Below are 25525 nucleotides of genomic sequence, written 5' to 3'. Positions count from 1 at the left end.
CGACCCGCGCCCGCCGACGTGGGTCACCGCGCGGCCAGCTCCGCCACGATCCTGGGGCCCAGCTCCGTCACGTCGCCCGCGCCCATGGTCAGGACGATGTCGCCGGGCCTGGCCCGGCCCGCCACCAGGGCCGGCACGCCGTCACGGTGGGGGGCGTAGGTCACCCGCTCGGCGGGCAGCGGCACCTTGCCCGCCACCAGCGCGCCCGACACGCCGGGCTCGGGGTCCTCGCGGGCTCCGTAGACGTCCAGGACGATGGCCTCGTCGGCCAGCCCGAGCGCGGCGCCGAACTCGTCGGCGAAGAACCTCGTGCGCGAGTACAGGTGCGGCTGGAAGACCGCGATGACCCTGCCGTCGCCGGAGAAGGACGCCACCACGTCCCGTGCCGCGCGCAGGTCGGCGGCGAGTTCGGTCGGGTGGTGGGCGTAGCTGTCGAAGACCGCCACCCCGCCCGCCTCCCCCTTCGCCTCGAAGCGGCGCTTGGCACCGGTGAAGGCCGCCAGGCCGTCGCGGATCTCGTCGAAGGAGACGCCCAGCTCCCCGGCCACGGCGATGGCGGAGGCGGCGTTGAGCGCGTTGTGGCGGCCGGGCACCGCGAGCCTGACCTCCCCGCGTCCCACGATCGTGAAGGTGATGCCCAGCCCTTCGGGGACGATCCCGCTCACCCGCAGGTCGGCGTCCTCCGCCTCACCGTACGTGATCACCTTCAGGCCGCGGGCGCGGGCGATCGGGATCAGCGCGGCGGAGCCGGGGTCGTCCGCGCAGAGGACCATGGTGCCGGTGACGCGCTCGACGAACCTGGCGAAGCTGTCGTGGACCGCGCGCGGGTCTCCGTAGTTGTCCAGGTGGTCGGGTTCGACGTTGGTCACCACGGCGATGTCGGGGGCGAGCATCAGGAAGGAGCCGTCGCTCTCGTCGGCCTCGGCGACGAACACCTCGCCCGAGCCCTCGTCGGCGCCCAGGCCCGTCGTCACCAGCTGCCCGCCCACGCAGTACGAGGGGTCGGTGCCGCACTTCTGCAGCGCCACGGTGAGCATCGAGGTCGTGGTGGTCTTGCCGTGGGTGCCGGCCAGCGCGACGCCGGTCTTGCCCGCCATCACGGAGGCGAGCGCCGCGGCCCTGGGGATGACCCGCAGGCCCTGGCGGAGCGCCTCGCCCAGCTCGGGGTTGGAGTCGCGGATCGCGGTGGACACCACGACGGTGTCGACGTGCTTGATGTGCGAGGCGGCGTGGCCGATGTGGACCCTCGCCCCCAGGTCACGCAGCTCCGTCACCATGTCCGAGCCTCGCGCGTCGCTGCCGGAGACCGGCACGCCCCGCTTGAGCAGGATGCGCGCGATCCCGGACATCCCGGAACCGCCGATCCCGATGAAATGGACCCGTCCCAGGTCACCGGCCGCGACCGGATCCACCAGCTTGACCAGGCTCATCGGCCGCTCACTTCTCCTCGTTCGCCGTACGGGCGCGTCCGCGCCGCGTCCGGCCGTCTTCCGTCTTCCCCGGCCTCGCGCTCGGCGCGCCGGACCCGCTCCGTGATCCCTCCGCGCCCACTCAGCCCCTCCCCCGCGCCGCGATCTGCAGCACCCTGCGCGCCAGCGTCACGTCGGCGTCCTTCCTGCCCATCCGGGAGGCCGCCTCCGACATGGTGCCCACGCGATCGGGATCGGACAGGATGGGCAGCACGTTCCGGACGATCCACTCCGCCGACAGCTCCGCGTCGTCGATCATCAGGCCGCCGCCGCCCTGCACGATCGGGGTGGCGTTGAGCCGCTGCTCGCCGTTGCCGTGCGGCAGCGGGATGTACGCGGCCGGCAGGCCCACGGCCGTCATCTCGGCGCAGGTCATCGCGCCGCCGCGGCACAGGGCGAAGTCGGCCGCCGCGTAGGCCAGGTCCATCCGGTCGACGTACTGCAGCACGACGTACTGCGGGTCACCCGGCGGCGGCTCCTCCTCCAGGGTGTTCTTCGGGCCGATGACGTGCAGCACCTGCACCCCGGCCCTGCGCAGCGCGGGGGCGGCGGCCAGGGCCGCCCGGTTGAGCGAGCGGGCCCCCTGGGAGCCGCCGGTGACCAGCAGCGTGGGCAGGTCGGCCTCCAGGCCGAACCAGGACCGGGCCTTGTCGCCCATGGACAGCCGGTCCAGGTTGACGATCTCCCTGCGGAGCGGGATCCCGATGTGCTCGGCGCGGTTCAGCGGGGTGTCGGGGTGGCCGGTGAACACGTGCTCGGTGAGGCGCGCGCCCAGCCGGTTGGCCAGGCCCGGGCGCGGGTTGGCCTCGTGCACCACGATCGGCACGTTGCGCCGGCGCGCCGCGAGGTAGGCGGGGGTCGCCACGTAGCCGCCGAAGCCGACCAGGACGTCGGCCCGGACCTGGTCCATGATGCCGGCGGCCGCGTTGATGGCGCCGGCCAGGCGGCCGGGCACGCTCAGCAGCTGGGGCGTCAGGGCGCGGGGCAGCGGCACCGCGGGCACCAGCTGCAGGTCGTATCCCCGGGCGGGCACCAGCCTGGTCTCCAGACCGCGCTCGGTGCCGAGGCAGGTGATCCCGATGTTCGGGTCGAGTTGGCGCAACGCGTCGGCCAGAGCCAGCGCCGGTTCGATATGACCGGCCGTCCCGCCACCGGCGAGGACCACCCTCATGTCGGTCCTTTCGCTTATCGTCTTCCGCGGCCCGGCCGTCGTTTTCCGGCCGGACCACCCAGGCCAAGCCAGCTTAGGCCCCGCGCCACCGGTCCGGGGCCATGGGCCGCGAGAGCCTCGCGGGCGCCGGGCTCGTGCTTGGCGAACGACAGGAGCATGCCGAGGGCGGCGAGGGTGGGCAGCAGGGCCGATCCACCGTAGGAGACCAGCGGCAACGGGATGCCGGTGATGGGCAGCACGCCGATGACCGCGCCGATGTTGACGATCGCCTGGCCCGCGATCCAGGCGACCGCGGCGGCGGAGGCGAGCCTGACGAACGGGTCCTTGACCCTGGTCGCCACCCGCAGCCCCGCGTAGCCCAGCAGCCCGAACAGGGCCACCACGACGAGCGTGCCCATCAGGCCGAGCTCCTCGCCGAGGATGGAGAAGATGAAGTCGCTCTCGGCGTGCGGGATCCAGCTCCACTTCTGCCTGCTGGAGCCCAGGCCCAGCCCGAACCAGCCGCCGCTGCCGATGGCGATCTGTCCCTGCACGGCCTGGAAGCCCGAGCCCTGGGCGTTGCCCCACGGGTCGAGCCACCCGGTGATCCGCTCCGAGCGGTACCCCTCCGTACTGATCATGACGATGGTCGCGAGCACGGCCACCGCGAGGATCCCGCCGAACAGCTTCAGCGGCGCCCCCACCACCCACAGCAGCGACAGGAAGATCATCATCAGCACCAGCGTGGTGCCGAGGTCACTGCCCAGCATGACCATGACGGCCAGGATGGCGGTGCCCGGCATCAGCGGGATGAACAGGCTGCGCCACTCGATCATGCCGTTGCGCGCCTTGCGGGCCAGCAGGTCGGCGCCCCAGAGCATCAGCCCGAGCTTGGCGGGCTCGGACGGCTGCAGGTAGATGGGCCCGAGGTCGATCCACCGCTGGGCGCCGAGCTGGGAGGTGCCGACGAACAGCACCAGCACCAGCCCGAGGATCGCCAGCGCCATCAGCGGGTATCCGGCGAGCCTGAAGAACCTCGGCGGCAGCTGCGCGCAGATCCACATCAGCGGGAGGCCGAGCGCGGCCGAGATCGACTGCTTGAAGAACCAGTAGAAGGGGTCGCCCATCTCCTGGAGCGCCTCGATGCTGGAGGCCGACAGCACCATCATCAGGCCGAGGGTGAGCAGCAGGGCGCTGCACCCCAGGATCAGGTAGTACGAGGTCAGCGGCCGGTTGAGCAGCTCGCGGAAGGCGAGCAGGTGCTCGCGGAACCCGTCGGGGCGCGCGGGCGCGCCCTCCCGGGCGGGCGCCCCCTTGTGGGCGGGCGCTCCCTCGTGGGTGGTCGCGCTCACGCCGCTCCCCCGTCGTGCCCCTCGGCGAGACGGTGCACGGCCCGGGCGAACGCCTCCCCTCGGGCGGGGTAACCGGCGAACATGTCCAGAGAGGCGCCGGCCGGGGCCAGCAGCACGGTGTCTCCGGGGGCGGCGAGCCTGGCGGCTTCGGTGACGACACGGTCCATGACCCCAGTGTCTTGCCCCGCGACCTCCACCACCGGAACATTCCCGGCGTGTCGCGCCAGAGCCTCGCGAATTCGCTCGCGGTCGGCGCCCAGGAGCACCGCGCCGCGCAGGCGGGGCGCGGCGCGGCGCACCAGCTCGCCGACGTCGGCGCCCTTGAGCTGCCCTCCGGCGACCCAGACGATCGACGGGTAGGCGGCCAGCGAGGCGGCGGCGGCGTGCGGGTTGGTGGCCTTGGAGTCGTCCACGTAGTCGACCTCGGCGACCCTGGCCACGTGCGCGATCCGGTGGGGGTCGGGCACGAAGTCCAGCAGCCCCCGGCGCACGGCGGCGGCGGGCACCCCGTAGGCCCTGGCCAGGGCGGCGGCGGCGAGCGCGTTGGCCACGTTGTGCGGGGCGAACGGGCGGACGTCGGCGAGCGAGGCGAGCTCCTCGGCGTTGCGCTCCGGCTCGGCCACGAACGCCCGGTCCACCAGCAGGTCCTCGACCACGCCCAGCTGGCCGGGCCGGGGCACCCCGAGGGTGAAGCCCACGCTCCGCACCGCACCGGTGCTCCCGTACGGCGCGGCCAGGCGGGACGCCCACTCGTCGTCGGCGTTGTGCACGACCGTCCCGGCCCTGGCGAAGATGTCGCCCTTGACGCGGGCGTACTCCTCCATGGAGCCGTGCCAGTCGAGATGGTCGGGCGCCACGTTGAGCACCGCGGCCGCGTACGGGGCGATGCCGGGCGCGCGGTGCAGCTGGAAGCTGGACAGCTCCACCGCCAGCACGTCCGAGGGCCCGGTGACGGCCTCCACCACCGGGGTGCCGACGTTGCCGACGGCGAGCGCCCGGTGGCCCGCGGCCAGCAGCATCGAGGTGAGCATGCGCACCGCGGTGGTCTTGCCGTTGGTGCCGGTCAGCGCCAGCCAGGGGGCGGCGCCCTCGGGGCGGAGCCGCCAGGCCAGCTCGACCTCGCCGATCACCTCGATCCCGGCCGCCGCGGCGGCGGCGAGCAGCGGGTGGTGCGGCGGCCAGCCCGTGGTGACGATCAGGGAGGTGCCCGCGGGGGGTTCGGCGGGCTCGCCGAAGCGGACCTCGACGCCGAGCGCGGCCAGCTCGGCGGCGACCGCCCTGGCCCGCTCGCCGTCCCGGCCCTCCAGGACGACGACCTTCTCGCCGCGCCCGGCCATCGTGCGGGCGACGGCGACGCCCGAGACCCCCAGCCCCGCGACGCAGATCACGCGCCCTCCCCCGCCGGGCTCGTCCGCCCCGTCGACCCGTTCACAGCCTGGGCATCCATTCCACGTAGAAGATCCCCAGCCCGCCGGCGGCGCACAGGGCGGCGATCAGCCAGAAGCGGACCACGATGGTCGTCTCGGCCCAGCCCTTCAGCTCGAAGTGGTGCTGGAGCGGGGCCATCCTGAAGACCCGTTTACCGGTCAGCTTGAAGGACCCGACCTGGATGATCACCGACATGGTGATCAGCACGCACATCCCGGCGAGGATGATCAGCAGGAGCTGGGTCCTGGTGGTGATGGCCAGCCCGGCGAGCACGCCGCCCAGGGCCAGCGAGCCGGTGTCGCCCATGAAGATCTTCGCGGGCGGGGCGTTCCACCACAGGAACCCGACCAGCGCGCCGAGCACCGCCGCGGCGACCACGGCCAGGTCCAGCGGGTCGCGGACCCAGTAGCAGTTGGGGCCGAGCTGGGTGGTGCAGCTGTTGCGCAGCTGCCAGTTGCCGATCAGCACGTACGAGGTCAGCACCACGCCGGTGGCGCCGCTGGCCAGGCCGTCGAGGCCGTCGGTGAGGTTCACCGCGTTGGAGAAGCCGACGATCATGATCAGCACCCAGATGATGAACCCGATGAGGCCGATGGAGGGGCCGAAGTCTCTCAGGAACGACAGGCGCGTCTCGGCCGGGGTGATCAGGTAGGCGTTGGGGAAACGGGTCACCAGGACCGCGAAGACCGCGCCGACGATGAGCTGGCCCAGCGCCTTGGCACCGCTCCGCAGACCGAGGCTGCGCTGCTTGTAGATCTTGATGAAGTCGTCGAGGAAGCCGACCGCGCCCAGTCCCGTCATCAGGAACAGCACGAGGACGGCGGAGACCGTGGGGGGCGTGAAGCTGTACAGGTGGGCACAGGCGAAGCCGACCAGCGCGGCGATCACGATCACGGTGCCGCCCATGGTGGGGGTGCCGCGCTTGTCGTGGTGGCCGGAGGGTCCCTCCTCCCGGATGCTCTGCCCGTAGCCGCGCCGGGAGAACAGGCGGATCGCCAGCGGCGTGCCCAGCATGGACAGCAGCAGGCTGACCACGGCCGCGACGAGGATCTCCCTCATCGGCGGTCACCTCCGAGCAGCGCCGCGGCCACGCGTTCGAGGCCCGCGGCGCGCGGTCCCTTGACCAGTACGACGTCTCCCGGTGCCAGCATCGCCGACAGCTCCGCGCCCGCCTGGGCCGCGTCGGCGGCGTGCAGGACCCGGGTGGCGACCGGAACCCCGCCGCCGGCCACAGCGTCCTCGGCGTCCTCGGCGTCCGCAGCGTCTTCGGTGGCCTCGCCGAACGCGGCCACGGGCGAGAGACGGCCGGCCGCGCCGTTGCCGGGCGGCTCGCCCGCGCCGCCCGGCGGCTCCCCCGCCCCGTAGGAGGCCCCGTGCGGGGCGACCGCGTGCGAGACCGCTCCGGCGTGCGCGAGAGGCGCGGCGGGGACACCGGCCGGTACGGGTCCCGCGGCCTCCCGCGCGGCCCGTACGGCGGCCCTGGCCCCGGCCAGGACCGGGTCGGCGTCGGGACCGACGACGAACAGGCCCGCCAGGCCCGCACCCCCTGCCAGGCGCCCCAGGCCCTCGTTGAGCGCGACGCTCTCGTCACCCAGCTCGCGCAGGGCGGCGACGACCGCGAAGCGGCGGCGGTCGCCCGCGAGCGCGTCCAGGGCGCCGAAGGCGGCCCGCATGGAGTCGGGGTTGGCGTTGTAGGCGTCGTTGATCACGGTCACGCCGTCCGCGCGGTCGGTGACCTCCATCCGCCAGCGGCTGCGGGGCTCGGCCTCCGACAGCTCCTCGGCGATGGTGGCGACCGGCAGGCCGAGCTCGTAGGCGGCCGCGGCGGCGGCCAGCGCGTTCTCCACCGCGTGCTCGCCGTACAGGCGCAAGGCCACCGGGGCGGCGCCCGAGGGAGTGCGCAGCGTGAAGGAGGCGCGTCCGCGCTCGTCGACGGTCACGTTCTCGGCCCGCACGGTCGCGCCCTCGGCCCGGCCGTACCAGGTGACGCGGGCGCCGGTGCGGCCGGCCATCGCGGCCACCAGCGGGTCGTCGGCGTTGAGCACGGCCACGCCCTCGGCGGGCAGCGCCTCGACCAGCTCGCCCTTGGCCCTGGCGATCTCGTCCTTGCCGCCGAAGACGCCCAGGTGGGCGGTGCCGACGTTGAGGACCACGCCGATCCTCGGCGGGGCGACGCGGGTCAGGTGGGTGATGTGCCCCGCGCTCCTCGCGCCGAGTTCCAGCACCAGGTAGCGGGTGTCCTCGCCGGACTTCAGCACGGTCAGCGGGTGGCCGATCTCGTTGTTGAACGAGCCGGACGTGGCGACCGTCGGGCCGATCCTGGCGGTGAGCCTGGCCAGCAGGTCCTTGGTGGTGGTCTTGCCCGCGGAACCGGTGAGGCCGATGACCGTGGTCGCCGGCAGGGCCGCGCAGACCGCGGTGGCCAGGGCCGTCATGGCGGCCACGGTGTCGCCGACGATGACCGCGGGGGCGTCGACGGGCCGGGAGGCCAGCACGGCGACCGCCCCGGCCGCGACGGCCTGGGCGGCGAAGTCGTGCCCGTCGACCCGTTCGCCCTTGATCGCGACGAACAGCGACCCCGGTTCGACGGCGCGGGAGTCGGTGACGACCGGGCCGCGCACCACCGCGCGTGGGTCGGCCATGCCCGCGAGGGCCCCCGAGGTGATCTCGGCGATCCTGGCCAGCGGCAACGGGATCATGATGCGTCTTCCCTACTCTCCATACGTGCTTCGGCGCCCGGTGCGGTTCCTGCGCCTGACGATCGCGTCGGCCACGACCTGCCTGTCGTCGAAAGGAAGCACCTGGTCGCCGACGTACTGGCCCTGCTCGTGGCCCTTGCCGGCCACGACGACGACGTCACCGAGACCCGCCCGGCCGATGGCCAGGTCGATGGCCGCGGCGCGGTCCGGCTCAATGATCACATGTGCGCGCCCGTCCTGGGACACGCCGAGAACTCCGTCCATCATCTCCGCGAGGATCCGCAGGGGGTCCTCAGAGCGGGGGTTGTCGCTGGTGAGAATAGCCACATCTGCCAACCTTGCGGCGGCTTCTCCCATCATTGGGCGTTTACCACGGTCACGGTCACCTCCGCAGCCGAGCACGACGATGAGCCTGCCCTCGGTGACCTCGCGCAGCGAGCGCAGGACCGACTCGACCGCGCCGGGCTTGTGCGAGTAGTCGACGATGGCCTGGAAGTCCTCGCCGCCGGGGACCCGCTCCATCCGGCCGGGAACCCCCGCCAGCGTACCGACGCCCGCCACCGCGGCCCGCAGCGGCACACCCGCCTCCACCAGCGCGACGATCGCGCCCAGGGCGTTGGCCACGTTGAAGGGCCCGGGCAGCGCGACCGACGCGGCCTCCTCGACGCCTCCGGGGCCCACGACCGTGAAGGTGCTGCCCTCGGGGCCCAGGCGCACGTCCACCGCCCGCCAGTCGGCCTCGAGGGCGCCCTCGGCGGAGAAGGTGGTCATCGGGATCTTCGCGATGCCCAGGAGCTCCCGCCCGTGGGCGTCGTCGATGTTGACGACCCCCACGCGGCTCATCTCGGGGGTGAACAGCCTGGCCTTCGTCGCGAAGTAGTCGTCGAGGTCACGGTGGAAGTCGAGGTGGTCCTGGGACAGGTTCGTGAACAGCGCCACGTCGTAGGACACCGCGTCGACCCGGCCGAGCGCCAGCGCGTGGCTGGAGACCTCCATGGCCGCGGCGGTGACGCCCCGCTCGCGCATCAGGGCGAACAGGGCCTGCAGGTCGCTGGCCTCGGGCGTGGTGAGCTTCGGGGTGAAGCGCAGGTCACCGACGTGGATCTCCACGCCCCCGACGAGCCCGGGGGTGTGCCCCGCGGCCCGCAGGCCCGCCTCCAGCAGGAAGGTGACGGTGGACTTGCCGCTGGTCCCGGTGACCCCGATGACCATCACGTCCGCCACCGGGTTGCCGTACACCCAGGCGGAGACCTGCCCGAGCAGGCCGCGCGGATTCGGCACGACGAGGACCGGCAGGCCGGTCGCGACCGCGGCCCGCCTGCCCGCCTCGTCGGTCAGGATCGCGCTGGCACCCGCGGCGAGGGCCTGGGCGGAGAAGTCGGCCCCGTGGGCCGTGGCCCCCGGCAGCGCGACGTAGAGATCTCCCCGGCACACCTGGCGCGAGTCGATGGTGATCCCGGACACCGCGGCCAGCGGAGCGCGCGACGTGCCCGAGGGCGCGCCGATGAGGCTCGCCAGCCCCGAGAGCGGACGGGGTGAACTGGTTGATGGTCGCATTGACGACGGGGGATGCACGGCGAGAGCGTACCTTCACTCGTCACTCTCCGGCGCGTATCCGCACCGGGGACGGCCTGGTTCCGGTCGGCGGGATCTTCCCGCTCTTCAACGCGAACGTCATCACCTTCTTGAAGACCGGGGCCGCGATCTCCCCACCGTAGTGGCCCTCCTGGGGGTCCTGGAGGACCGCCAGGACGACCAGCCGGGGCTTGTCCGCGGGGGCGAAACCAACAAATGTCGCGGTGTATCCGCAATAGCCCTGACATCTGGTGTCGTAGCGCATCGCGGTACCCGTCTTGCCCGCCACCCGGTAGCCGTCGATCGCGGCGAGGTTCCCGGTGCCCTCCTCGCTGACTGCGGCCTCCAGCATGGTGGCGACCTCCCGCGCCGTACGCTCGCCGACCACCCGGGTCTGCCTGCCCGGCGGGGACGGCGTGAACACGCCGTTCTCACCCGTGGTGCCGGCCACGATCTGCGGGGTGACGCGCACCCCGCCGTTGGCGATGGTCTGGTAGACGCTGGCCGTCTGGAGCGCCGTCACCGAGACCCCCTGGCCGTACGCGATCGTGCAGCGCTGGCTGCCCGACCAGTTCTTCCAGTCGGGCAGGAGCCCGGCCTCCTCCCCCGGCAGCCCGGTGCCGGGCTTCGTGCCGAACCCGAAGCGCTGGAGCATCGAGTGGAGCTTCTCGTCGCCGATCTTCTGGGTGGCGAGGATCGTGCCCACGTTGCTGGAGGTCGCCACGATGCCGGAGAAGGTCAGGCGCTCGGTGGGGTGCGGGTGGGAGTCCTTCAGCACCCGGTCGGCGCACCTGATCTCGTCGTCGACCGTGAACAGGCTGTCCGGCCGCACGGCTCCCGACTCCAGGGCCGCCGCGGCGGTGATGACCTTGTTGGTGCTGCCCGGCTCGAACACGTCCGTGACGGACCGGTTGACCCGGTCGGCGCCGGGAGAGTTCATCCAGTTCCTCAGGTCGAGCTCGGGCGCGTTGGCCATGGCGATCACCCGGCCGGTCCGGGTGTCCATCACGATGGCGCTGCCGGTGCGCGCCCCGGTCGCCTTGACCTGCTCGCTGATCGCCTTCTGCGCGGCCCACTGGACGTCGCGGTCGATGGTGAGCCGCACGTCCCTGCCCTCGACGGGCGCCCGCACGGTGCTGCGGGTCATCGGGATGCGCTGCCCCCTGGCGCCCGTCTCGATGATCTGCTCGCCGTCGCGGCCCGCGAGCAGCTTGTCGTAGGTGCTCTCCAGCCCGGCCAGCCCGGTGCCGTCGGTGCCGACGAAACCCAGCAGGGTGCCCGCCAGGTCGCCGCCCGGGTAGTCGCGCCGGTAGCGGTGCTTGCTGCCGACCCCCTTGAGGTCGTACGCCATGATCCGCTGCGCGAGCGCCGGGTCGACGGCCGCGGCGAGCTGCTGGTAGTGGCTGGTGCTCTGGGCCAGCTTGGCGGCGATCGGCTCCTTGGGCGTGCCCAGCTCCTTGGCCAGGATCGTGGCCACCCGGTCGCGCTGCGCGGCGGAGACCTCGGACGGGTCCACGAAGATCTCGCGGGCCTCCAGGGTCAGCGCGAGCTCGTGGCCGTTGACGTCGGTGATCGAGCCTCGCCTGGCGGGCAGCTTCTCACCCTGCACGCGCTGCTTGGCCGCCTCCGCCGTGTAGACCTTCGAGTCGAGGCCCTGGAGCTGGATGAGCCGCCCGGCGAAGATGGACAGCACGAAGGTCATCGCCATCAGGCCGATGCCGATGCGCCTGCGGGGGTTGCCCAGGCGCAGCACCGCGGACGGGCGCGCCGGGGGCCGCGGCGGCCTGCCGCCGCCGCGCGTCGTCGTGCGGGTGTGCTCGTGACCCCCGGGCCGCCCGGCCCCGCGCCTCGGCACGGACCGCACCCAGCCCAGCGGGTCCGGCGGCTCCTCCGACCGCGATGACCGCACCGGCCCGCGCGGCGCCTCGGGACCCTGCGGGCCGCCCGGCCGGGAGGCGGAGGGCCTGCCCGGCGCCTCGGGGCGGGCGGGCCTGCCGGAAGCCCCGGAAGGCCCGGGAACGCCGCCCCTGCCGTCCTGCCGTCCCGCCCTGCCCGGCCCGTCGGGAGCGGGCGGTCGCGCGCCGGAACCGGACCTGCCGGTGGGACCCGGCCTGCCCGGGGAACCGGGCCTGCCGGACGGGCCCGCGGCCGACGGCCTCGCCGGGGAGCCAGGTCTGCCCGACCTGGGCGATTTGTCGTATTTGTCTGATCTGTTGGATCTGCTGGAGCCTTCCGAGGCCGGCGGCCTGCCGGACGAGCCCGTCCTGCCGGACCCGCCGGATGCGGACGCCCGGCCGGATCCACCCGGGGCGGAGGGCCTGCCGGTTCCCCGCCCCTTGCCGGGGCCGTCGGCCGGGGACGGCCGCCCCCTGGAGGAGCCCGGCCTGCCCGGCCCGTCGGCCCCCTGCCCCCGGGCGGGCGAGCCTCCCCTGCCGGAACCCGCGGACGGCCTGCCCGGGGAGCCCGCCCCGCCGGAGGAACCCGCACGGCCGCCACCGGGCCTGCCCGGCGAACCGGACCTGCCCGGCCCCTCGGCCTCCCGCGCCCCGCCGGAGGAACCCGCGCGGCCGGAACCTCCGGCGGCTCCCGGACCGGGCGGCCTGCCGGGCGAACCGGGGGCGCCCGAGGCCGGAGACCTGCGCGGGGCGGGTCCCTGGGGGCCGCCGGGCACGCCGGGAGCCCCGGCGTCGCCGGAACCGGGCCTGCCGGGCTTACCGGGAACGTCGGGGGAACCGCCGGGCCTGGCCGTACGGCCGGGACCGCCGGGAGAACGGCGGCCCGAGCCCCCGGCCGGCCCTCCGGTGGAACCGCCGCGGCCCTGTCCGGGACCCGGGCCGCCGCTCTGGCCGCCGTTCTCCATCACCGGCCCGTGCCCGGCACTCGCTCCTGCCCCGCGGGCGTCTGGACGTCGCCGGCGACCCCGACGGCGGGCTTGTCGGGGTCGATGACGCGCGCGGTGTCCCAGTCGGGCCCCAGCCCCTGGAGCTCGTTGCTCCTCGCCACCGCGTCCGGCATCTCCCGCCGCATGTTGGCGCTCTTCTTGGTCTCCTTCTGGATGCGCAGGTCGCTGATCTCCTTGCGCAGCCCGTTGGCCCTGAAGGAGTCCTGGGCGAGCACGGCGTTCAGCAGCAGCAGGCTCACCAGGCCGCCGCAGAGCAGGCCGACCACGAGCAGCAGGAAAGGAGCCCTCGGCGGCCGGGCGCGACGGGCCGCGGGAGGCCCTGCGACCCCGGGTGCCGCGGCCCTGACCTGCGCGGCCGAAGCGGCGGCGGGCGCCGGCCTGGCCGGCCTGGTCCCGTATCCCTGCGGCACCGCGCGGGGGACGCGCACAGGGCGCGCGCCGCGGCTGGGCGCGGCGCGACGGACGTCTGTCTCACTCCTCGTCAACTGCCTCACGGATCCTCTCTGCCGCCCGACACCGGGCGGAGGCCGCCCGCGGGTTGCGGGCCACCTCCTCTTCGCTCGGAAGCTCGGCTCCCCTTGTCAGGAGCGCGAACCGCGGCTGGTGAGCCGGCAGCGGGACCGGCAGGCCGGGAGGGCCGGTGTCCCTGGTCCGCGCGGTGATGACCTGCTTCGTCAGCCGGTCCTCAAGGGAGTGGTAGGCGAGCACGACGACGCGCCCGCCCAGCGTCAATGCGTCGAGCGCGGCTGGGAGCGCGCGTTCCAGTGCCGTCAACTCCGCGTTCACCTCGATCCGCAACGCCTGAAAAGTCCTTTTGGCGGGGTTTCCCCCGGTTCTGCGGGTAGCGGCCGGGATCGCCGTCCTGACGATCTCCGCAAGCCGCTTGGTAGACGTTATGGCCTCTCTGGCCCTTTCCTTGATGATTAAGTGCGCGACACGCGGGGCGAATCGTTCTTCTCCGTAATCCCGCAGGATCCGGATCAGCTCGGCGGCCGGGTAGGTGTTGACCACGACCTCGGCCGTCAGCTCCTCGTCGCGGTCCATCCGCATGTCCAGCGGCGCGTCGTAGGAGTAGGCGAAACCCCGCTCGGCCTCGTCCAGCTGCGGGGAGGAGACGCCCAGGTCGAACAGCGCCGCGTCGACGCGGGGGTGACCCACCTCGGCCAGCACCTCGGGAAGCTCGTCGGAGACCGCGCGGACCAGCGTGATCCGGTCGGCGTACGGGGCGAGCCTGGCGGTGGAACGCTCGATGGCGGTGGGATCGCGGTCGATCCCGATCAGGTGGAGCGAGGGGTGCGCGGCGAGCAGCGCCTCGGCGTGACCGCCGAGGCCCAGGTTGGCGTCGACGAGGACGGGCGCGGGGCGGGCCAGCGCCGGAGCGAGCAACTCCAGCACCCGGTCGAGCATGACGGGGACGTGACCCCCAGGCGTTTGGAGATCATGGTTGTGGTTCTCGGCGCGCATGAAGCGCAACCCCCCTCTTTCCCGCCCCGTCCCGTGGACGCGCGGCGGACGCTCACCGGTGTCTTGAAAACTGGCCCCCACCCCCGGGGCCGTCCGGCCAGGTCCCCATCCGCACCCGCGTGTCCGCCCGTCACCTGACACCGGGGAAGGTGCATCAGCTGACGGGCAGGTGGTTGCGGGTGGAGACCTCGCCGAACGACGTTTTACCGATGAGTCGACCGTGGAGTCACAGAATCCCTGGCAGCACCTCCTCCGACAGATCGGCAAAAGCCTGCTCTTGGTCGGCCAGATAGGCGCTCCAGGCGTGCGCGTCCCAGATCTCCAGCCGGGTGTTGGCCCCGATGACGACGCAGTCGCGGCGCAGGCTGGCGTATTCGCGCAGAGCCTGTGGAACGGTGATCCGGCCCTGCTTGTCGGCGACCTCGTCGGACGCGCTGGCGAAGAGGACACGGCTGTAGTCACGGACCGCCTTGGCGGTGACCGGCGCGGTGCGCAGAGCCTCGGTTATGCGCTGGAACTCCTCTACGGGAAAGACGTAGAGGCAGCGCTCCTGGCCTTTGGTGATCACCAGACCCTCCGCCAGCTCCTCGCGGTACTTCGCCGGCAGGAACAGCCGTCCCTTGTCATCGAGACGCGGGTGGTGGGTGCCGAGGAACACCGGCCTCACCTCCCGTGCCCAGCGGAGCGCCAGGCGTCACAGCCCTGCCCTCCACTGCGCACCACCATACTCCACTTCTCTCCACCGTCAACTGATTCCACGCCTCTTCACGACGGGTTTCGCCGCCATTTCCCCAGTTCAAATGGGGTGGTGCGGAGTGGAGGGGGTAAGCGGCCCCTCGTACGCCCTGGGCGTGTCGGCTAAGGCCGCCGAATAGACTAAAGATCATGAAATAAACCGGAGCGCGGTGAAGAATGATGGAAGGCGGATCCCCGTCCCGTCACCGGATCGGCACGCCTTCCGTACAGGACCGCGACGGTGGTGGCACACACTATGGACGTTTACCCGGAATCAGCCCTGATGACCGCATAAAGTCGCCGAGGGAACGCACGGCGCCGTAGTGTCGGTAAGCAGAATGAGTTACGGGATCGCAAAGATTCCGCAACGGCAACCCCCCGGCGCGCAACCGCCGCACCCTCATGGAGGCCTGGTGGCAGTAACCCATGACGTCTCACCACAGCTCGATGATCTTGTTGTCACCGCGCACCGGATCCGCCAGTCGATCGAATCGGTGATCGAGGGCAAGAGCGACGTCGTCCGCCTGACCTTGACCGTACTGCTCGCCGAGGGACACCTCCTCATCGAGGACGTGCCCGGAGTCGGCAAGACCATGCTCGCCAAGGCGCTGGCGCGATCCATCGACTGCCCGGTGCGCCGCGTGCAGTTCACCCCCGACCTGCTGCCGAGCGACATCACCGGAGTGAGCGCCTACAACCAGCAGACCAGGGAGTTCGAGTTCAAGCCCGGCCCGGTCTTCGCCAACATCGTGGTGGGTGACGAGATCAACCGCGCGTCGCCGAAGACCCAGTCGGCGTTGCTGGAGTGCATGGAGGAGCATCAGGTCACCGTCGACGGCGCGACCTACCGGCTGGACTCCCCCTTCATGGTGATCGCGACGCAGAACCCGATCGAGATGGAGGGCACCTACCCCCTTCCCGAGGCACAGCGCGACCGGTTCACCGCACGGATCGCGATGGGCTACCCCGCGCCCTCCGCGGAGCTGGAGATGCTCGACGTGCACGGCGCCGCCTCCCCGCTGGACAAGCTGGAGCCGGTGGCCACCACCGAGCAGGTGAAGGCGCTGATCGAGGCGGTGCGCGGGGTCTACGTCTCCCAGCCGATCAAGAAGTACGCGATCGACCTGGTGACCGCCACCCGCCAGTCCCCCGACCTGCGGCTGGGCGCCTCCCCCCGTTCGACCCTGCAGCTGGTCAGGGCCGCGCGGGCGCACGCCGCGCTCGCGGGCCGCGACTACGTCATCCCCGACGACCTGCAGGAACTGTGCGTCCCCGTCCTGGCGCACCGGCTGCTGCCCAGCATCGAGGCCCAAGGGCAGCGCCGCCCGCCCGAGCAGGTGATCGCCGACCTGGTCCGCCGGGTGCCCGTGCCCGAGGCCCAGACCCGGTGACCTCCGGCCTCAAGGCGCTCACCGCCCGCGGCCGGTCCTTCCTCGCGTCCGGCGTCGCGGCGCTGCTGTGCGCCTTCATCCTCGGCGAGCACGACCTGCTCAGGATCGGCGTGCTGGTCATCTCGCTGCCGCTGCTGGCGGCCATGGTCGTCGCCCGCACCCGTTACCGGCTGAGCTGCGCCCGGCGCCTGGACCCGCCCAGGGCCGAGGTGGGCAGCGAGGCCACCGTGACGCTGCGGCTGGAGAACGTCACCCGGCTGCCGACCGGCCTGCTGATGATCGAGGACACCGTTCCCTACGCCCTCGGCGCCCGCCCCAGGTTCGTCCTGGACCGGGTGGAGGCGCAGGGCATCCGGGAGATCGACTACCGGGTCCGTTCCGACCTGCGCGGGCGTTTCGGCATCGGACCGCTCTCCATCCGGATCAGCGACCCCTTCGGCCTGGTCGAGCTGACCAGGTCGTTCACCATCAGCGACACGCTGATGGTGACGCCCCAGGTGGTGGCCCTGCCCCACGTCCGCCTGGCCGGCGAGTGGACGGGCGGCGGCGACAGCCGTACGAGAAGCGTGGCGGCGGCCGGGGACGACGACGTCGCGCCGCGCGAGTACCGCCAGGGCGACGACCTGCGGCGGGTGCACTGGCGCTCGACCGCCAGGCACGGCGAGCTGATGGTGCGGCGCGAGGAACAGCAGTGGCAGAGCAGGGGGGCGCTGCTGCTGGACACCCGGCGCTACGCCCACCGGGGCGAGGGCCCGCGCTCGTCCTTCGAGGCGGCGGTCTCGGCCGCGGCCTCCATCGGCGTGCACCTCGCCCACGAGGGTCTCGGCCTGCGCCTGGTCACCGACCAGGGAGCCGAGCACCTCACCGACAGCGGGCTGAGCCTGTCGCTGCTGGACACCCTGGCCGTCGTACGGGCCAGTACGGCGCGGTCGCTGGAGTACGGCGTCGGCGCGCTGCGGCAGGGCGGCGGCGACGGCCTGATCGTGGCCGTGCTCGGCAAGATGGACCTCGACCAGGCTCAGGAGCTGTCCAGGGCCAGGCACGGCAACGTGACCGGCGTGGCCGTGATGCTGGACGTGGAGGCATGGGAGCATCCCGAGCTGGGCGAGGACGAGGAGTTCCAGGCGGCGCGGTCGGTGCTCACCGGAACGGGCTGGCGCGTCGTGCGACTGCCCGCCGGAGCCTCCGTCGCGAGCGTGTGGCAGGACGTCGCGCAGCGCGGCCGATTCGCGGCGAGCAGGGGTGGCTCATGAGACTTTCCATCGCGTCGGGCGTGGCCACCGGAGCGGTCGCGATCGCGCTCTACCCGCTCTTCCAGGGCGGCGCCTGGTTCTGGTCGAGCCTGGGCGTCATCCTGGTCGTGGCCGGGATCGGCGTGCTGGCCGGCCACTACACGCTGCCCGGCTGGCTGGCGCCGCCCGCGCAGGTGCTGGGCGTGTGGATCTACCTGACGGCGGTGTTCGCCGGGGACGAGGCGTGGGCGAGGGTGGTCCCCACCTGGGACTCGGTCGCCAGGCTGGACAGGCTGCTGACGACGGGCTTCGCCGACATCCAGCGTTTCGCCGCCCCGGTGCCGGACAGCACCGGCATCGTCCTGCTCACCTGCGGCGGCGTCGGCCTGATCGCCGTCCTGGTGGACCTGCTGGCCGCGCGGCTGCGCAAGGCGGCCCTCACCGGGCTGCCGCTGCTGGCGCTGTTCGTGGTCCCGGCGGCGGTGATCGCCGAGCCGATCAGCTGGCCGGCGTTCATCATCGGGGCCCTGGGCTACCTGGGAATCCTCGTCGCCGACGGGCGGGAGCGGGTCAGCCACTGGGGCCGCGCGGTGCTGGTGCGCCGTACGTCGTCCTTCACCGTCACCCGGCCCGCGCCCTCCGACAGCGGGGCCCTGCGGCTCTCCGGCAAGCGCATCGGCTTCACCGCGATCGTGCTGGCCGTCCTGCTGCCCGCGCTGCTGCCCACCATGGAGCCCAACCCGCTGTTCGGCTTCGGCGTGGGCAACGGCAAGGGCGGCGGCAACTCGATCAGCATCCCGAACCCCATGGTCAACCTGCGCGGCCAGCTGTCGCTGCCGGCGAACTCCACCGTCCTGACCTACAAGGCCAGCGACAGCACGCCCCGCTACCTGAGGATGTACTCGCTCGACATCTTCGACGGCGAGCAGTGGACGATGTCGGAGCCCAGGGGCCGCCCCGAGGACCGGACGTCCGACGCGCCGATGCCGATGCCCCCCGGCCAGGGCGCGGGCGTGCCCGTCACCCCGGCGAACCTCACCGTCACGGTCAGCGACCAGGTCAGGAGGCTGAGCTTCCTCCCCCTGCCCTACCCGGTGTCCAAGGTCACGGTGGCGGGCGACTGGCGGCCCGACCGCGACACGCTCATGGTCTTCTCCACGCGGAACACCGCCGGGGGCCTGACGTACCAGGCCGTCACCGCCGAGCCCGAGCCCACGGCCGACCGGCTCAAGGCGGCGGCCCCGCCCGCGACGGCGATCAGGGAACGGTACCTGACGCTGCCGGAGGACCTGCCGAACGAGATCAGGCGGCTCGCCCTCCAGGAGACCGAGCGGGGGTCCAGCCCGTACGAGCAGGCGATCCAGCTGCAGGAGTTCTTCACCGAGAGCGGCGGGTTCACCTACAGCCTGGCCACCCAGGGGCACGACGACACGGCGCTGATGGACTTCCTGATCCGCAACAGGACCGGCTACTGCGAGCAGTTCGCCGCCTCCATGGCGGTGCTGGCGCGCGTCCTGGGCATCCCCTCCCGGGTCGCCATCGGCTACACCGGCGGCAGCGTCACCTCCGGAGGGTGGCAGGTTCGCACCCACGACTCGCACGCCTGGCCCGAGCTGTACTTCGAGGGGACCGGGTGGCTCCGCTTCGAGCCCACCCCTGCGGGCGGAGCGGGCCAGGGCAGCGCGACGGTGCCGTCCTACACCCGCCCCGAGGTGGCGCCGGACACCCCCGACGAGCCGAGCGCGGCACCGTCGTCGGATCCCACCGGCTCCGACTCGCCGGCCGGACCGGCGAACGACCGCCGCGACGAGATGCTCGACAGGGAGTTCGGCGGAGCGCTGACCCCGGTGGACGAGGGAATGCCGCCGGCCGGCCGGATCGGCATCGGGGTCGCGATCGCGCTGCTGGTCGCGCTGGTCCCCGCGCTGATCCGCTGGCAGCTGCGGGTTCGCCGCAGCAGGTCCTACTCACGGCGGGCCGGGAACCCGGCCGGCGGGGATCCGGCCGCTCAGGATCCCGGCGGCACCGTCTCCCCCACGGGGGTCAGGGCGGGGAGCCGGGAGCCGGCGGTGACGGTCGCGTGGACCGAGCTCGACGACGCCCTGTGCGACTACGGGATGTCCCGGCAGGCGAGCGAGAGCCCGCGCGCGCTGGCCGGGCGGCTGGCGGAGCAGTACGTGTTCGAGCCGGAGGCCGCCGCCGCGCTGGCGAGAATCGCCGCGGCGGTGGAGCGGACGCTCTACGCCAGGACCCCGGGCGAGATCGGTACCCTGCGCGAGGACATGCGGAGCGTGCGGCGGGCGCTGGCGGCGACCGCGACCCGCGGCAGGCGGATCAGAGCGGTGCTGCTGCCGCCCTCCACGCTCCTGCGGATGCGGGCGTTGGGCGGGCGGGTGCTGGACGGTTTCGACCGTCTGGAGAACATCCGGCTCCGCAGGCCCGCCAGGAAGGGCGCCTAGCGCTCTCGGTGATCGGGACGCACGACCGCGTCCCGATCACCGGGGGCGGCGGCCGGGGAACCGATCACCACGGGGAACCGATCACCGGGGACGACGATCGGGGCTCCGGGCCGGGATCCTCGACCGCCGGGAGGGTACGGAACAGTAACCCTCAGGACGGGGTGGCGAGCGGCGAATCCGGGTCACCGGGACACGCGGGGGTGGACCCGGTGAACGAGGGGCAGGTGGACGGCACGGGCCCCTCACACGCTGCGAGCGAACCTCGCGGGCACGGGGGGATCCGTCGGGGAGGGAGCCCGCCGCGGACGGCGGGCCCTGCCGGGCTAGCGCTCGTCGTGCCGACGGCGCCAGCGCTCCTCCATTCGCTCCATGAAGCTCTGGCGGGAGCCCGCACGGCGCCCTCCCTTGCCTCGCGGCTGATCGGCGGGCGTGGCCGCGTTGGCCTCGCCGAAACCGTTCATCCGCTTCCAGCTGGACAGGCCCCACAGACATGCGGCGAGCATGACCACGAAACCGCCGACGCCGAGCGGGATGCCGAGCGGGACGTTGTTGATCACGACGCCGACCATCAGCAGGACGACGCCCAGGATGAAGCCGATGAAGGCCTTTACCAGGCGGCGCCTGTAGTGGCTGCGAGGATCACTGATCCTGACGGTATTGGCCCACTTCGGGTCCTCGGCGTAGAGGGCCTGCTCGATCTGGTCGAGCAAGCGCTGCTCGTGCTCAGAGAGCGGCACGGCGCCTCCCAAGGACAGCCCCAGGACGGGGAAGACGGTGACGGACGACACGGGGTGTCCGAACCTCGCGGTCGGTTATCCCCAGAATACGAGGCTGTAGACGTAGACGAAAGAAAACGTCCAACGTAGTCCAAACCGGAGGCGGAATCATGGATCTATTCCATCAAACGGAGGGCGAACAAGGGAGGCCGGGAGGACGGCATCATGGCCGAATCTCCGGACCGCCCTGTCCATCGCCTGCTCGGCCTCCCGCCAGCCCGTCTCGCGCTCTCCGAGACCGAGTTGCCGGGTCGCCCCGGCGGCCGGGCTGAGGTTCTCCACCCGTACGCCGACCAGCCTCAGGCGGACGTTTTCCAGGCCGGAGGCGGCGTAGAGGGCGCAGGAGACGTCGTACAGGATCTTGGCGACGTCGGTGGGCTCGCGCAGGCTCCGCGACCGGGAGAGGGTGGTGAAGTCGGCGCGGCGGAGCTTGACGCTCACCGTGCGGCCGACGCTGCCGCCCTTCCTGAGCCGGGCGGCGACCCGCTCCGAGAGCCGGAGCAGCTCCCTGCGGATCTCCGCGGGGTCGGCGATGTCTGTGGCGAAAGTCTCTTCCGCGCCGATGCTCTTGTCGGGGACGTCGGGGGTCACCGGGCGCTCGTCGCGCCCCCAGGCGAGCGCCGACAGGTGCGCGCCCGCCGCCTGGCCCAGCTCCCGCTGGAGCGTGTCCACCGGGACCCGGGCGAGGTCGCCGACGGTCTTGATGCCGAGGCGGGCCAGTGACTGCTCGGTGCGCTCCCCGACGCCCCACAGCGCCGCCACGGGGAGCGGGTGCAGGAAGTCGACCACCCTGTCGGCGGGCACCACGAGCAGGCCGTCGGGCTTGCAGTGCTGGGAGGCGAGCTTCGCCACGAACTTGCTGTTGGCGACCCCGACGGAGCAGGTGATGCCCTGCTCGCGCTCGACCTGCTCACGGATCATCCGGGCGATCGCCGCCGGCGGCCCGAGACGCTTGCGGGCCCCGCCGACGTCGAGGAACGCCTCGTCGGAGGCGATCGGCTCGACCTCGGGGGTGAAGGTCTGGAAGATCTCCATGACGCGCCGGGAGACCTCCGCGTACTTGCCCCGGCTGGGCGGGATGATCACCGCCTGGGGGCAGAGCCGTCGGGCCCGGGTCATGGGCATGGCCGAGTGCACCCCGAACCTCCGGGCCTCGTAGGTGGCGCTGAGCACCACCCCGCGCGCCCCGGGCGCGCCGATGATGACGGGGGTGCCCCGGAGCTCGGGACGGTCGCGCAGCTCGACGCCCGCGTAGAAGGCGTCCATGTCGACGTGGAGGATCGGACAGCCGGTGTCGTCCGCCCCCAGGTCGGAACCCGGGCGCGGTATCTGCTGCTTTCTCGACACGGCGTCATCCTACGGGAACAGGCGTTCGACGCGGCGTTCACCGGTGGCCAAGCACGTGCAGTTGGGTCGCGATGTCGCGGAGCACCGGGTGCGCCGCCGCCGCCTGCTCCAGGGCGACCAGGGCGCGGGCGGCTCCGGGCTCGCCGTCGAGCAGCCTGCTGGGCACCAGATCGGCGAAGACCCGCACACCGTGGACCTCGCCGGGCGCGAAGCCCGTCACGGCGAGGAGCCTCTCCAGGGCCTCGCGGGTGAAACGCCTGGGCGTGGGGTCGCGGTCGCCCCACCGGCCCTCGGGGTCGTCCAGCACCTGGCGGGCCTCGTCGAACCTGCCGGCGATGGAGCGGTGGAGCGCGGCGGCCAGCGGGTTGGCGGCGAGGACGCTGATCACGCCGCCCTCGCGCAGCAGGCCGGCCATGGCCTTCACCGCGCCGGCCGGGTCCTCCACGTACTCCAGCACGCTGTGGCAGAGCACCAGGTCGGTGCCGCCGGTCGGGAGCAGCTCCTCCAGGTCCGCGGCGTCGCCCTGCAGGGCGCGGACCTCCACCCCCGCCTCGGCCGCGCGGCGCTCCAGCGCGGCGAGCGAGTCGGGACTGGGGTCGACGACCGTCACGGCGTGCCCGAGGTCGGCCAGGGGAACGGCGAAACCCCCCGTGCCACCTCCGGCGTCGACGATGTCGAGCCGCTCACGGCCTGTCGCGGCCACCCGCTCGGCCAGCACGGCACTCAGGACGTCCCACACGACCGCTGTGCGGACCGCGGGAGTGCCCGGCTGCCGTGAGATGCCTACGGCGTGCAACTTCAGATCGCCTCCTCGTACATTGACGCCCTCCACGGCCCGAGAGCCCCGGATTCCAGCACCCGACCGCCGGTCGGGTCTGTCGGTTCGCGGTTCGCCGGCCCGGGCAACCCCGAAGCCTCCCCGCGCAGACACGGCACGCCCTGCCGCGTTTGAGACCACAAGTCCCACCTGGCTGCCGCGGGACACCCCAACCCTAACGGGTTGAACCGACAGGGCGAGAAGGGTTTCCTTCTTGCCCGAAGGACAGGGCGTTCACCCCGAATGTCCAACGACAAGCCCAGCCTACGTCGCGCGCCCCCCGGCGCGGCCCAAGGACTTATCCATACTCGCGCTTGATCGAGTCTTTTTCCGGGCGCGGACCGCTCCCGCGGGCAAGCACGGAGGAAAGGGGACACCTCCGGCGGAGGTGGCGCCGGCGCGGGGAGACCGGGGCTCCGGGCTCCCCGTGGCGGCGGCTAGAGCGCCAGGGACGGCTTGAGCTGCTTGAAACGGGCCATCAGGCCGTTGACGAACTGCGGCGACTCGTCGGTCGACAGCTCGGAGGCCAGGCTGACCCACTCGCTGATGACGACGCCCTCGGGGACGTCGGGCATCCACAGCAGCTCGTAGGTGCCGCCGCGCAGGAGGTTGCGGTCGACCGCAGGCATGCGGTCGAGCGTCCAGCCCTCGGAGTAGGTGGTGATCAGTTCGTCGATGCGTGCCCGGTGCCGGCACACGCCCTCGACGATCGTCGTGGTGTACTCGTTCACGGGCGGCTCGGCCCGTTCGAGGCGCTCGGCGAGAACACCGAGCGGGTCCTCTCCGCGCGCCTCGGCCTCGAAGAGGATGTCCAGCGCGCGCCTGCGCGCCTTACCCCGTGCCGACATCAGGCGCGGCCGAGATAATCGCCGGTGCGGGTGTCGACCTTGACCTTCTCGCCGGTGGTGATGAAGAGCGGCACCTTGATCTCGGCGCCGGTCTCCAGCGTGGCGGGCTTGGTGCCGCCGGTGGAGCGGTCGCCCTGGAGGCCGGGCTCGGTCTCGGCGACGATCAGCTCGACGGCCGCGGGCAGGTCGACGTAGAGGACGTTGCCCTCGTTGATCGCCACGGTGGCCAGCATGTTCTCCAGCAGGTAGTTGGCCGCGTCGCCGACCGCCACCCTGGTGACGTGGAGCATGTCGTAGTTCTCGGTGTCCATGAAGACGTAGTCGTCGCCGTCCATGTAGGAGAACTGCATCTCGCGCTTGTCGACGTTGGCCACCTCGACCTTGACGCCCGCGTTGAAGGTCTTGTCGACGACCTTGCCCGATAGCACGTTCTTGAGCTTGGTGCGGACGAACGCGCCGCCCTTGCCGGGCTTGACGTGCTGGAACTCCACGACGGCCCAGAGCTCACCGCCGTCGAGCTTGAGCACCAGGCCGTTCTTGAGGTCGTTCGTCGTCGCCACTAGTCTCTCCTGCGTACGGCCGCTCTTAAAGGACGAGCAGCTCTTTGGTCGTCCGTGTGAGAAGTTCCGGCCCGCCGTCGCGCACCACGAGCGTGTCCTCGATGCGGACACCGCCCCTGCCGGGAAGGTAAACCCCGGGTTCAACGGTTACCGGAACTCGATCCTCAAGTCTAGCGTGCCCATGGTCGCGCTCCGGCTCCCGCGAAGATCGTTCCGGCTGCGGGGAGTCCGCCGGCTCCCCGGGGCGGTCCTCCGGCCTTCCCCGGCGGTCCTCCGGCTTTCTCGGGGACAGGAACGGCGCCTCGTGGATCTGCAGCCCGACGCCGTGGCCGAGGCCGTGCCTGAAGAACTCCCCGTACCCCGCCTCCCCGATCAGGTCCCGGGCGGCGGCGTCCACCTCGTGGAGCGCCGCGCCGGCCTTCGCGGCCAGGCGGCCGGCCCGCTGGGAGGCCTGGACCAGGTCGTACAGCTCGCGCTGCCACCCCGCGGGCTCGCCGATCGCCACGGTCCTGGTCATGTCGGCGTGGTAGCCCCGGTACAGCGCCCCGAAGTCCATGGTGACCAGGTCCCCGCGCTCCAGCGGCCGGTCCGCGGGCGAGTGGTGCGGGATCGCGCCGTTGGGCCCGCTCGCGACGATCGAGTCGAAGGCGAGCCCGTCCGCGCCCAGCTCGATCATGTGGCGCTCCAGCGCCCTGGCGACCTCCTTCTCGGTCAGCCCCGGGCGCAGCCCGGGCAGGACCTCGGCGAAGGCGCGGTCGGTGATCTCGCACGCGGTGCGGATCAGGTCGAGCTCGGCGTCGTCCTTGACCATGCGCACCGACTCCACCACCCCGGACAGGCGCGGGGACTCCCCGCCCAGCCGGAAGTAGCCGGCGACGGACATGTGGTCGGACTCGATGCCCGTACGGCCGCTCGCCGGCAGCAGGGCCCCGGCGACGTCGGACTCCTCGACCACCTCGATGTCGTCGCAGACGCGCCGGGCGGCCCCGATGTAGCGGGAGTCGGTGGCCAGCGTGGCGGTGGCGTCCGCCCGCACCAGGACGGCCGCGTTGGAGCTGGCCAGGCCGGTCAGGTAACGCACGTTCACGCCGCCGGTGACCAGGATCGCGTCCGCCTCGTGAGCGGGCAGCAGGGCCGCGAGGTTCGCGCGGCGACGGGCATGGGTGGCGGTCATGACACGCATGCTATTAACCGCTTTGACCGGATGTCGCCACCGTGGTCGCACCCGGTCCCGCCGCCCCCGCCTGGCGGCGCACCGGTTCTGGCCGCGCGCTCGCCCTGGCCCCGCGCCCAGGCCGGCCGCGCGCCCGCCTTGACCTCG

20 protein-coding genes are annotated in these 25525 nt (G+C 72.7%); 3 read left to right on the top strand and 17 right to left on the bottom strand.

Annotated elements, in window-relative coordinates; all coding sequences use genetic code 11:
- Window positions 1-23: 23 nt before the first annotated feature.
- The 11 genes from murC to mraZ form a co-directional block, all read right to left on the bottom strand.
- Complete coding sequence (gene murC / locus AB0G15_RS35800; RefSeq protein WP_362848755.1) at window positions 24-1430, bottom strand: UDP-N-acetylmuramate--L-alanine ligase; 1407 nt, start codon at window positions 1428-1430, stop codon at window positions 24-26.
- Window positions 1431-1551: 121 nt separating this feature from the next.
- Window positions 1552-2640, bottom strand: coding sequence for an undecaprenyldiphospho-muramoylpentapeptide beta-N-acetylglucosaminyltransferase (gene murG / locus AB0G15_RS35795; RefSeq protein ID WP_362848752.1), 1089 nt, complete (start codon window positions 2638-2640; stop codon window positions 1552-1554).
- 14 nt (window positions 2641-2654) lie between these two features.
- A complete protein-coding gene (ftsW, locus tag AB0G15_RS35790) occupies window positions 2655-3971 on the bottom strand; it encodes a putative lipid II flippase FtsW (RefSeq protein ID WP_362848749.1) in 1317 nt (438 codons plus the stop codon).
- Window positions 3968-5359, bottom strand: coding sequence for a UDP-N-acetylmuramoyl-L-alanine--D-glutamate ligase (gene murD, locus AB0G15_RS35785; protein ID WP_362848746.1), 1392 nt, complete (start codon window positions 5357-5359; stop codon window positions 3968-3970). The genes ftsW and murD overlap by 4 nt, the downstream gene beginning before the upstream one ends.
- A gap of 40 nt (window positions 5360-5399) precedes the next feature.
- The gene (mraY, locus tag AB0G15_RS35780) at window positions 5400-6458 is read right to left on the bottom strand and encodes a phospho-N-acetylmuramoyl-pentapeptide-transferase (protein ID WP_362676390.1); all 1059 of its coding nucleotides are present in this window, start codon (window positions 6456-6458) and stop codon (window positions 5400-5402) included.
- Entirely contained in the window at window positions 6455-8098 is a 1644-nt protein-coding gene (murF, locus tag AB0G15_RS35775; protein WP_362848742.1) for a UDP-N-acetylmuramoyl-tripeptide--D-alanyl-D-alanine ligase, read from the bottom strand. The genes mraY and murF overlap by 4 nt, the downstream gene beginning before the upstream one ends.
- A 12-nt stretch (window positions 8099-8110) precedes the next feature.
- Window positions 8111-9655: a UDP-N-acetylmuramoyl-L-alanyl-D-glutamate--2,6-diaminopimelate ligase gene (locus AB0G15_RS35770; protein ID WP_362848739.1), complete on the bottom strand. Its 1545-nt coding sequence runs from the start codon at window positions 9653-9655 to the stop codon at window positions 8111-8113.
- Between the two features lie 40 nt (window positions 9656-9695).
- Complete coding sequence (locus AB0G15_RS35765) at window positions 9696-11528, bottom strand: penicillin-binding protein 2 (protein WP_362848736.1); 1833 nt, start codon at window positions 11526-11528, stop codon at window positions 9696-9698.
- A gap of 1004 nt (window positions 11529-12532) precedes the next feature.
- The gene (locus tag AB0G15_RS35760) at window positions 12533-13003 is read right to left on the bottom strand and encodes a hypothetical protein (RefSeq protein ID WP_362848733.1); all 471 of its coding nucleotides are present in this window, start codon (window positions 13001-13003) and stop codon (window positions 12533-12535) included.
- A gap of 43 nt (window positions 13004-13046) precedes the next feature.
- Window positions 13047-14039, bottom strand: a complete 993-nt coding sequence (rsmH, locus tag AB0G15_RS35755; protein ID WP_362848776.1) for a 16S rRNA (cytosine(1402)-N(4))-methyltransferase RsmH — start codon at window positions 14037-14039, stop codon at window positions 13047-13049.
- A gap of 226 nt (window positions 14040-14265) precedes the next feature.
- On the bottom strand, window positions 14266-14697 hold the full coding sequence (gene mraZ, locus AB0G15_RS35750) for a division/cell wall cluster transcriptional repressor MraZ (protein ID WP_362848730.1): 432 nt from the start codon (window positions 14695-14697) through the stop codon (window positions 14266-14268).
- Window positions 14698-15187: 490 nt separating this feature from the next.
- Between mraZ and AB0G15_RS35745 the strand changes: the two genes are divergently transcribed.
- Genes AB0G15_RS35745 through AB0G15_RS35735 form a run of 3 tightly spaced genes read left to right on the top strand, consistent with a single transcriptional unit; the run spans window position 15188 to window position 19856 of the window.
- Window positions 15188-16165, top strand: coding sequence for a MoxR family ATPase (locus AB0G15_RS35745; RefSeq protein WP_362676400.1), 978 nt, complete (start codon window positions 15188-15190; stop codon window positions 16163-16165).
- Window positions 16162-17418: a DUF58 domain-containing protein gene (locus AB0G15_RS35740; RefSeq protein WP_362676402.1), complete on the top strand. Its 1257-nt coding sequence runs from the start codon at window positions 16162-16164 to the stop codon at window positions 17416-17418. The genes AB0G15_RS35745 and AB0G15_RS35740 overlap by 4 nt, the downstream gene beginning before the upstream one ends.
- Window positions 17415-19856 carry a DUF3488 and transglutaminase-like domain-containing protein gene (locus AB0G15_RS35735; protein WP_362848727.1) on the top strand — a complete coding sequence of 814 codons (2442 nt, stop codon included), beginning with the start codon at window positions 17415-17417 and terminating at the stop codon, window positions 19854-19856. Before AB0G15_RS35740 ends, AB0G15_RS35735 begins: the two co-directional genes overlap by 4 nt.
- A gap of 323 nt (window positions 19857-20179) precedes the next feature.
- On the opposite strand, the gene AB0G15_RS35730 is transcribed toward AB0G15_RS35735, so the two are convergent.
- The 6 genes from AB0G15_RS35730 to AB0G15_RS35705 form a co-directional block, all read right to left on the bottom strand.
- Entirely contained in the window at window positions 20180-20593 is a 414-nt protein-coding gene (locus AB0G15_RS35730) for a DUF3040 domain-containing protein (RefSeq protein WP_344747391.1), read from the bottom strand.
- A gap of 147 nt (window positions 20594-20740) precedes the next feature.
- Window positions 20741-21979: a DNA polymerase IV gene (locus AB0G15_RS35725; RefSeq protein WP_362848724.1), complete on the bottom strand. Its 1239-nt coding sequence runs from the start codon at window positions 21977-21979 to the stop codon at window positions 20741-20743.
- A gap of 37 nt (window positions 21980-22016) precedes the next feature.
- Window positions 22017-22775: a methyltransferase domain-containing protein gene (locus tag AB0G15_RS35720; protein WP_362848721.1), complete on the bottom strand. Its 759-nt coding sequence runs from the start codon at window positions 22773-22775 to the stop codon at window positions 22017-22019.
- A 458-nt stretch (window positions 22776-23233) separates the two neighbouring features.
- Window positions 23234-23644 (bottom strand): transcription antitermination factor NusB, encoded by a 411-nt coding sequence (gene nusB / locus AB0G15_RS35715; protein WP_362848718.1) that lies wholly within the window; start codon window positions 23642-23644, stop codon window positions 23234-23236.
- Complete coding sequence (gene efp / locus AB0G15_RS35710) at window positions 23644-24204, bottom strand: elongation factor P (RefSeq protein ID WP_362848715.1); 561 nt, start codon at window positions 24202-24204, stop codon at window positions 23644-23646. The genes nusB and efp overlap by 1 nt, the downstream gene beginning before the upstream one ends.
- Window positions 24205-24229: 25 nt before the next feature.
- The gene (locus AB0G15_RS35705; RefSeq protein WP_362848713.1) at window positions 24230-25378 is read right to left on the bottom strand and encodes an aminopeptidase P family protein; all 1149 of its coding nucleotides are present in this window, start codon (window positions 25376-25378) and stop codon (window positions 24230-24232) included.
- Window positions 25379-25525: the final 147 nt, after the last annotated feature.

Origin of the sequence: Streptosporangium sp. NPDC023825, from assembly GCF_040639575.1 — a bacterium.
GTDB lineage: Bacteria > Actinomycetota > Actinomycetes > Streptosporangiales > Streptosporangiaceae > Streptosporangium.
The sequence above is the reverse complement of the archived record's forward strand: the minus strand, read 5'-3'. Positions and strand labels throughout refer to the sequence as shown.

What these genes read in the sequence shown, in the direction of transcription:
- AB0G15_RS35705 (WP_362848713.1), bottom strand. Translation starts at nt 25,378, where the DNA reads ATGACCGCCACCCATGCCCGTCGCCGCGCGAACCTCGCGGCCCTGCTG.
- AB0G15_RS35770 (WP_362848739.1), bottom strand. Translation starts at nt 9,655, where the DNA reads ATGCGACCATCAACCAGTTCACCCCGTCCGCTCTCGGGGCTGGCGAGC.
- AB0G15_RS35735 (WP_362848727.1), top strand. Translation starts at nt 17,415, where the DNA reads ATGAGACTTTCCATCGCGTCGGGCGTGGCCACCGGAGCGGTCGCGATC.
- mraY (WP_362676390.1), bottom strand. Translation starts at nt 6,458, where the DNA reads ATGAGGGAGATCCTCGTCGCGGCCGTGGTCAGCCTGCTGCTGTCCATG.
- rsmH (WP_362848776.1), bottom strand. Translation starts at nt 14,039, where the DNA reads ATGCGCGCCGAGAACCACAACCATGATCTCCAAACGCCTGGGGGTCAC.
- murF (WP_362848742.1), bottom strand. Translation starts at nt 8,098, where the DNA reads ATGATCCCGTTGCCGCTGGCCAGGATCGCCGAGATCACCTCGGGGGCC.
- murC (WP_362848755.1), bottom strand. Translation starts at nt 1,430, where the DNA reads ATGAGCCTGGTCAAGCTGGTGGATCCGGTCGCGGCCGGTGACCTGGGA.
- murG (WP_362848752.1), bottom strand. Translation starts at nt 2,640, where the DNA reads ATGAGGGTGGTCCTCGCCGGTGGCGGGACGGCCGGTCATATCGAACCG.
- nusB (WP_362848718.1), bottom strand. Translation starts at nt 23,644, where the DNA reads ATGTCGGCACGGGGTAAGGCGCGCAGGCGCGCGCTGGACATCCTCTTC.